The sequence below is a fragment of the Parasporobacterium paucivorans DSM 15970 genome (assembly GCF_900141895.1).
In the GTDB taxonomy this organism is placed as follows: domain Bacteria; phylum Bacillota; class Clostridia; order Lachnospirales; family Lachnospiraceae; genus Parasporobacterium; species Parasporobacterium paucivorans.
The window spans coordinates 41,370-49,716 of the sequence record NZ_FQYT01000022.1 but is presented as its reverse complement, the minus strand read 5'-3'; the positions used below and the strand labels follow the sequence as shown (position 1 = coordinate 49,716).

9 protein-coding genes are annotated in these 8,347 nt (G+C 42.4%); 1 reads left to right on the top strand and 8 read right to left on the bottom strand.

Features of this window, described 5'->3' with window-relative positions:
- Positions 1–431: 431 nt before the first annotated feature.
- The gene (locus BUA79_RS10050) at positions 432–1,445 is read left to right on the top strand and encodes a lysylphosphatidylglycerol synthase transmembrane domain-containing protein (RefSeq protein ID WP_073994295.1); all 1,014 of its coding nucleotides are present in this window, start codon (positions 432–434) and stop codon (positions 1,443–1,445) included.
- Positions 1,446–1,501: 56 nt separating this feature from the next.
- On the opposite strand, the gene BUA79_RS10045 is transcribed toward BUA79_RS10050, so the two are convergent.
- The 8 genes from BUA79_RS10045 to BUA79_RS10010 all read right to left on the bottom strand — a co-directional run bounded on the left by BUA79_RS10045 (position 1,502) and on the right by BUA79_RS10010 (position 8,313).
- On the bottom strand, positions 1,502–1,768 hold the full coding sequence (locus tag BUA79_RS10045) for a hypothetical protein (RefSeq protein ID WP_073994294.1): 267 nt from the start codon (positions 1,766–1,768) through the stop codon (positions 1,502–1,504).
- A 103-nt stretch (positions 1,769–1,871) separates the two neighbouring features.
- Positions 1,872–2,609: a tRNA pseudouridine(38-40) synthase TruA gene (gene truA, locus BUA79_RS10040; RefSeq protein ID WP_073994293.1), complete on the bottom strand. Its 738-nt coding sequence runs from the start codon at positions 2,607–2,609 to the stop codon at positions 1,872–1,874.
- A complete protein-coding gene (locus BUA79_RS10035) occupies positions 2,602–3,060 on the bottom strand; it encodes a hypothetical protein (RefSeq protein WP_073994292.1) in 459 nt (152 codons plus the stop codon). The genes truA and BUA79_RS10035 overlap by 8 nt, the downstream gene beginning before the upstream one ends.
- 42 nt (positions 3,061–3,102) lie before the next feature.
- Positions 3,103–4,266 (bottom strand): diguanylate cyclase domain-containing protein, encoded by a 1,164-nt coding sequence (locus BUA79_RS10030; RefSeq protein ID WP_073994291.1) that lies wholly within the window; start codon positions 4,264–4,266, stop codon positions 3,103–3,105.
- Between the two features lie 27 nt (positions 4,267–4,293).
- Positions 4,294–6,084, bottom strand: coding sequence for an FAD-dependent oxidoreductase (locus tag BUA79_RS10025; protein WP_073994290.1), 1,791 nt, complete (start codon positions 6,082–6,084; stop codon positions 4,294–4,296).
- Positions 6,085–6,149: 65 nt separating this feature from the next.
- On the bottom strand, positions 6,150–7,325 hold the full coding sequence (locus tag BUA79_RS10020) for an aldo/keto reductase (RefSeq protein WP_073994289.1): 1,176 nt from the start codon (positions 7,323–7,325) through the stop codon (positions 6,150–6,152).
- 195 nt (positions 7,326–7,520) lie between these two features.
- A complete protein-coding gene (locus BUA79_RS10015) occupies positions 7,521–8,006 on the bottom strand; it encodes a methylglyoxal synthase (RefSeq protein WP_073994288.1) in 486 nt (161 codons plus the stop codon).
- 103 nt (positions 8,007–8,109) lie between these two features.
- On the bottom strand, positions 8,110–8,313 hold the full coding sequence (locus BUA79_RS10010; RefSeq protein WP_073994287.1) for a cold-shock protein: 204 nt from the start codon (positions 8,311–8,313) through the stop codon (positions 8,110–8,112).
- Positions 8,314–8,347: the final 34 nt, after the last annotated feature.

The window sequence follows — 8,347 nt, the reverse complement described above, 5'->3', positions numbered from 1 at the left end:
CTGGTATGGACGTATCGGTACGGAAAGGGATGCTACGGTGTCAGAAGCCATCATCGACCGGATTGTTCACAATTCCTATGAAGTCATGATTGATGGCCGGATATCCATGCGTGAGCGCCATGGATTAAAATCCTCCGTCAAAGGATGTGGGGCACATGCTTGAGACCGATGAATTCTGAAGAATGGGTCAATCTTATCTGGGCAGTTGATCCTGGTGCCAACGATGAACTCGATTAAGATTTAACTTACAAACTGCACTCTATCCGGAAAGCGGTGCTCTGTTCTTCCGGATAGGGATGCTCTGACTTTCCGAAAAGCATGCATTATTGGAACGGAATATTCATATATTTTGCATATCTGATAAATATAGTTTGCTATATCCGCAGAATTAGCTATAATAATAACATGATAACTTCCAGGAATCAAAAAGAATGAAGATAAAACTCAAAAAAATATTATTTCCGTTGATAATTATATGCCTATTGGTGATAGTTCTGTATAGGATGTTCAGGGGCTCCTTTGGTGAGATTCTGTCTAACATTCGGGAATTAAGCATACTTACATTCATCATTATTCTCATCTGTTCCCTTTTATACCAGGTGACTGAAGGAATAATTCTGACAAACATTATCCGAAAGCACAAAAAAGACTTTAGCCTGACACAAGGCATCCTGACTATTTTTCAGGGTTGTTTCTACCGGGGCATCACCTTCGGAGGAGGCACCCAGGCGGGTCAGGTTTATTTTCTGTATAAAAAAGGCCTGGCACCGTCCCAAAGTATGAGTTCCCTGACCCTTTCCTATGCCATACATAAGGTGGGAATGTTTCTGTATATTTCTCTTTTCTTTTTATTCAATTTTGGATTCTATCAGTCAAATTACGGCTCTTACCTGCCTTATATCAAAATCGGTTATTTAATAAATATCATAATTGTCACAGCACTGATACTTTTAGCAGTTTCCAGAAAAACACATCTGCTGATAATACGGATTGCAACTTCATTATTAAGAAAAGAAAAGCACAAAGCAACGCTGGACAATATCACTCTTCAAATAAAAGGGCTGTCGGCAGACGCGAAAGTCATAATTAAAGATAAGAAGCTTCTTCCCCTGACCATTGTGTTGGAACTTGTAAAATTCAGCTGCTGGTATGTCATCCCCTTCTTTATCCTGACCCGTGACGCAATTTCGTTAACAGATTCTCTTTCCCTGACCGCATTTTCCAACGCCCTGGTGGGTATTATCCCGCTGCCTTCCGGCATCATGTCAACAGAACTGGCCTTCACGGTCTTATTTTCTGTTTTTGTCGACATCGCAAAAGCAGGCGCAGCCATGATTATCTACCGTTTCACAACGTATATCGTACCATTTCTGGTCGGAATACTCGTCTGGACTATACCTATCCTCAAAAAAAGGCTTCTGGAGCACTTGCCCCGAAGAAAATAGCCAATGCCGGCAGCCGGCATTGGCTATTTTCATTTCAGAATGTATCGTTTCCTAACTTACTCTTCGTCTTCATCAAAATACGGTTCAAAGTAAACATCCTCATAGTGGGTCAGATCAATGTAACCCTGGATGGCCACCTTTCTGACCAGCTCATTTCCTTCCTCCGGGGAAAGACCTTTGATTCCAAAATCTCCCGTTCCGTCTGAAAGTTCAAACACAACCGCTCTCTGCTCAGTATCAACGTCAACAATACCATAAGAGACTTCATATGCTTCCTTTACGTAAAAGTCGCCTGTTTCAAAATTTTTCAGCAAAACCCTCATAATATCCCTCTTTTCTTTTTGATGTACAATACGTCTGTTTCAACTGTAATTATAACATGCCGCAATAGAGAAATAAATATTCTATAAATTGTTTAGGCGGGGGCTAATACTTGACATCCTCCAGGAACAAACCTTTTGCCAGGGCAATGGAACCGGCCTGTAACCTTTCTTTTGATTCGATTATTTCTGCCACGCTTTCAGGTTTGCGTCTTCCCGTCCCCACGTCCACAAGAACTCCGACCATCCTCCGAACCATATTGTACAGGAAGCTGTTTCCCCGGACCCTTATCTGAATCAGACCATTTTCTTTTTCAATCTTTATTTCATAAACCTCACGTTCCATGGACTTCTTCTTGGAGGTTGCTGTTGAAAATGCAGTAAAATCATGTTTTCCAATAAAACTTTCTGCCGCTTCCCTCATTTTCTGCAGATCCAGCGGACTCTCGACATGCATGCTGTATTTTCGCAGGAACGGATCCGGATATTCCTTGTTCCAAATTTTATATACATAGGTTTTTTCTTTCGCATTATACCTTGCATGAAAACGCTCATCCACTTTCATGACCTTCGTAACGCAGATATCTTCTGGAAGATATTTGTTAAATATGTTTTTAACTTCTTCCGGAGTGAGGTTTTCTTCTATCTTGAAATTTGCAATCTGCGCCAGGGCGTGAACTCCGGCATCCGTCCGGCTGCAGCCGGTAATCTCGATTTCTCTTCCAAATTGCTCTTTCAGAATATTTTCCAGCTTACCCTGAATGGTGCCTTCGTCGTTTCCAAGTCGCTGCCAGCCCTTATAGCGTCCGCCGTCATATTGAATTGTCATCTTATAATTATTCATCGTTTTCATCCATTTCTGTCTTTATTAAAATGTTTTCCAGTGTCAATTTCGTTTTCTCTGCATTAATCAAATTAAAGATTATGATCTTCCCTTTATATTCAAAAAACACAAATGGAGGTTTGCCGGTATTTACGAACAGTTTTACCGTCCCATATGCCTGTGTACTGAAATATCCTTTCAAATTCGGTCCTATCGCTGACCCATTCGTACGGACTCCGATTTCCGGAAGCTCATCCAGCAATCTCACATTCTCGACCGATTCCCATTCATAAACATCTCCATACATTCCATGTATCTTTAAACCTTCATCCAAAAAAGTTACTTTAGTGGGCTGGGAAGAAATAATCACCAATACCAGCACAGCAATAATGGTTGTTACTGTTATTCCCCGGGAAACTCCTTTCTGGCGCTCTCCATCATTATCAAAATTATTACGTCCTAAAATCCACATGAGTGCCTCCTTTGACTATTTTAGATTATAGCAATTATTCTCTCATAATACTATCGGAAGTGTGTTTTGCTTATTTTCATACATCTTTTTATCCAGATGTTTTTGAAAATCATCCATTCCTCTCCCTGATTCGGCGTCATAAATGGAATATCCGGCACTCATGCTCAATTTATAAGGCTTTTCCTTTGTCTCATTATACCGTTTAAAACACTCCTGAATCCTCTCAACGATTTGTAAGAGCTCCTTTTCGTCTGAAACATCCGTAATAACGCAAAATTCGTCCCCGCCAAAACGCGCAATAAAATCTGTCAGTCTCAAACAGGAACTCAGCAGTCTTGCCGCAGTCTTTAATGCGATGTCTCCTTCGTCGTGTCCAAATACATCGTTGATACCCTTGAAGTCATCAAAATCCAGCATGATTGCTCCAAACGCCTGATTCCAGTTGCTCATGTTTATTTTTTTTCTCATGTAGTCATCAAGGCTTTTCCGGTTATTGATGCCAGTCAGGTAGTCCGTATGGATGTTTTGCTGCTGAATGTTCAAAAACAGTATAAACAAAGATACTACTGCGAGATTCAGCATGAATGACATGCCGTATATGAAAATCTGCAGGATAATCCCTGCACATGGGGGTACGGCAAAGAATGCAAGTGCAAAATAATGCTTCTTTTCGATTTTTTTTCTATTTCTAAGAATCAGGATGTACGCAATGACCAGAACGGCTATAGTTCCCACAGAAGCCAGCGGAAACAGGGCTCCCCTGTGATAGACATTGTTGGAATCAATATAATAGAACCAGTCAAGTGGGAGGGATACTATTATAATGAGCATATTTAGAAGATTAATGGCGAGCAGGCTCCAAAAAAGCCTCTTCGTCTTTCTCTCATCCACGAATATCTGATGAAAGACATACAAAAGCCATGAAGATGGCAGCGTCAGATTGAGGGCAAAAAGCAGAAAGTTGCCTCCGTGATTGAGCAGGGGATAAACCGTCCCCGGGCTGCCATCAAACCGTGACAGGGTATCAAGTGTCAGCAGCAATATCGCCACCTGAACCATTCCCATGTACAGTTTGTATTGAAGTGTTTCTTTTTCTCCCTGTTTCATGGCCGTAATGATAATAACACCCAACAAAATTATGGAGTATGCATTTATGATTATGTTTGCCAACAAGTCCATATCTTTCCCTTCAAATGTAATGTTCATTTATGACAACGCTGCACAATTTCATGGTTAACTGCCTGCAATATGCCGGGCAGCGAGATAACCAAATGTCATGGCTGGTCCAATCGTGCTGCCGGGTCCCCAGTACGCATTCGCGGTCGGAGAAGCTATACAGTTTCCAGCTCCATATAATCCCTCGATTACTTCTCCCCGCACGTTCAACACCTGACCGTTCTTATTGATTACCGGTCCTCCGTTCGTGTCCAGGGTTCCCGAGGAGACGATCACGCAGTAGTAAGGCCCCTGTCCATCAATCGGATGCATGGTATAATTTTTCTCCATATCCTCCGGCCATTTTCCGGCTTTGGGATTGGTAGGTGGAAACGTCGTCCATTCCCTGTCATAGGCGAAGTCTCCGCGTCCAAAATCATCATCTTTCCCATTTTTTGCGAAGTCATTAAATCTCTCCACCGTTCTGATCATGTTCTCCGCAAAGTTTTCGTCCAAAGTAAACCCACCGGTATGATTTTTCAGTTTCTCCAGTCGTTTGGCTATTTCATCGCTGAGCTCTTCAAGGGTATTTCCTCTGATGACATGCGGAGCCTCGCTGGCGCCTGCCGGGTAAGGTGGATATCCCTGCCAGAAATCTGCCGTCCTGCTATCATATATCAAAAACAACAGCATATTTGTCCATTCGGCACGGTTCGGATCCCAGACAAAATGAGCCATTCCCCTGTCACTATAGTTTCGTTTCTCATTCATTACCCTTTTTCCAAAACGGTTGACTTCCAAAACGCTGTCGCCGGCAATAAAGAAAAGGTTATTGGATCCATCCGGATGTTCCAGCACATTTTCAAATACGCTCTGTGCCCTGAATGCGCCTCCCGTATTTCCAATTTTAGCCCCGATTTCTCCGGCCATGGTTATAAAATCTCCTGTATTTGAAGGGACGGAGCAGCCCCCAAATATCGGACCCCTGCTGTAATGAAGCATCATCTCCGGATTATGAGAAAAACCTCCCGTAGCGAAAATGACCCCCTTGTGGGCGGTAATGCTTATGATGCCGCTCTCATTTTTTGCTTCCACGCCAATGACACGTCCACGGTCATCTCTGCGAATCCGGGTTGCTTCATGATTTAAGAGAATAGGAATATTGTATTTTTTTGCCCATTCAATGAAGTGGCCCACCAGCACGTAACCATAACCCAATTTTCCATTTTCATCCTTAGTATAAATGCCTCGTCCGCGGATGGACTGATTCTCCGGGAGGTGGTTCTGATAGTCCACCTGGGGCTTTCCTGTCCAGTTGATTTCCTCACATAGCTCAAATACGCCGGCATTCTCCAGATACTCCGACATTTCAGCTGCATGATCCACAATGGCTTCCATCAGTTCAAATTCATTTTCCGGAACGCCATACCGCTCCCCCTCAGGCTGGTAAAGATGCGGATAGGAATACCTTGCCATGTACTTCAGAGTCTGCTCTCTGTCTTCCCTGACGCCGCGTGCTCTCTGATACCGGTTGTTCGGTGTCCAGAATCCGCCGCCCGAGCGTCTGGTGGTGCCGCCAATTTCACCTGCTTTTTCCAGCATGATTACAGAGCAGCCTTTGCTTTTGGCTGTTACGCCGGCTGAAAAAGCTGCTGCGCCGGTTCCGATAATGATTACGTCAGCAGCATATGCGGATGACAGCAAAAGATTCTGCGTGTTTTCCGTGTTCATGTCCCGGATGGGTTCGGCCATTTTGATGCCTTCCTGCAAGACGAACTTTTCTTTGGGTGCTCCGCACTGAGGACATATCTGAGGCGGTTCTTCCCCGATATGAATATACCCGCATACTGTACATATCCATTGTTTCATCTCTTTACCTCCTGCATGAATTTGCGAAAATATTATTCAACAGGCGTTAACCCGTTGTTTATAATTTATTTATACCGTTTTTTTATAAATCTGTTCGCTATTCTGAAGACCGGATTTTCGAAACGGGACTTTACTTTCTTTAATTCCTTGCGGATTGGAATGCTCTGCGGGCAATGCTTTTCACATGCGCCGCATTCTGTGCAAAGGGAGGCGGTACTCTGCTTATTGCGCATCGTCGTACACATGAAATATTCTTTCAGGCCCTTGAAATACCCATCTGTATAACTGACATTATAACAGCGGAATGAACCGGGGATATCGACGCCAAACGGACAGGGCATGCAATAGGAACATCCTGTACAAGCTACCTTAATGTTTTCATTTATAGCTTCTTTCACCTGATTGATCATTTTTCGCTCATCATCTGTCAGTTCGCCTGCCTTCACTTCAGATGCGGTTTTGATGTTTTCTTCAATCATAGCCATTGAATTCATGCCCGACAGAACGACCGTTACTTCCTTCTGATCCCACAGCCATCGGAGTGCCCATTCGGCAGGGCTCCGTTTCACAGGTGCCTGCGCAATAAGTTCTTCTGCTTTTTTCGGCAAATTATTGGCGAGCACGCCGCCTCTGAGCGGTTCCATAATTATCACTGGGATTCTTTTTTCCGCAGCTGCCATCATTCCCTTTCTTCCGGCCTGACTGTGCTCATCCATATAGTTATACTGGATCTGACAGAATTCCCATTCATAGGCGTTAAGCAATTCCAAAAAAGATATTGTATTTCCATGATAGGAAAATCCTATATGCTTAATTTGTCCATTTTCCCTTTTCTCTTTGATCCATTCAAGGACACCGAGCGCAATCATCCGGTCCCAGACATTGACATCCGGAAGCATATGCATAAGATAATAGTCTATATGATCTGTTTTCAGGCGCTTCAGCTGTTCCAGGAAATATTTCTCAAAATCCTCATTTTTTCTAACCAGATAGTGAGGCAGTTTGGTAGCGATTTTCACCCGGTCCCTGCAATTATTCTTTGACAGTACTTTCCCCAAAGCCTCCTCACTGCCAGGATAAATGTAGGCTGTATCAAAATAGTTCACTCCCTGCTCAATGGCATACATAATCTGCTTTTCTGTTTCTGCCATATCGATGGAATTGCCCTTCCTGGGAAAACGCATACAACCGTATCCCAGGATAGATAAATCGTCGTTCCCGTTATTATTTCTATACTTCATATCGGACCACCCTTGGACAATTTAAAGGTTTCATAATATTTATTGCCTCCTGATATTTTTCATTTTCTATTACTTTCAATTTTACACTGTCTATCTGTATTTTTCACTTCTTTTTTTTCCAGTACGTTCCGAACAATAAAAAAAGACTTACCATAATGTAAATCTTTCGATATTCCAGCTTACTTCTATTATAGCTTATAACTGCTGCACGCGCTCGATAATATTTTTATTGAAATCGATGACTTCATGCATATAGTCCCTGTTCATGAACTTCGAAGTTATAATGAAATCCGCCGTTGCCTTATTGTTAGCTATAGGAATGTCGTATACCTGCGCAATTCTGAGCAAGGCTTTGACATCCGGATCGTGAGGCTGTGCTGTCAATGGATCTGAAAAAAAGATTACCAGATCAATTCTTCCCTCAACAATTTTAGCACCGATCTGCTGATCTCCGCCTAACGGGCCGCTGTTGTATCCTTTAACCGGCAGTCCGGTTTTTTCAGTGATCATTCTTGCCGTTGTACCCGTTCCACACAAGTTATGTTTTTCCAAAATTTCACGGTTTTTTATACACCATTTTAATAATTTTGCTTTCTCGTTGTCATGCGCAATAATCGCAATATTCTTGCGTTTCGAAATCGTAAATGTTACAAAATCTAATATTTTATCTCCATCTGCCATATATTCTCCTCTTTTCTAAACTTCATGTGTCATGCTTTCCAAAAAAAATGGACAAAAAAAAGAAAGGCTGGCATTGAAGTCAGCCTTTCTTTTAATTGGTTGATTAAGCTGCTACTACGTTTACAGCCTGTAATCCACGTGCGCCTTTTGTGATTTCAAAAGTAACACTCTGTCCGTCTTCTAAGCTCTTGAATCCGTCTGTAGCGATTCCTGAGAAATGAACGAATATGTCTTCACCATTTTCGCTGTTTGTTATAAATCCAAAACCTTTTTGTGAGTTAAACCACTTTACTGTACCTTTATTCATGAAAGATACCTCCTAATATAATTTTTTATATTTT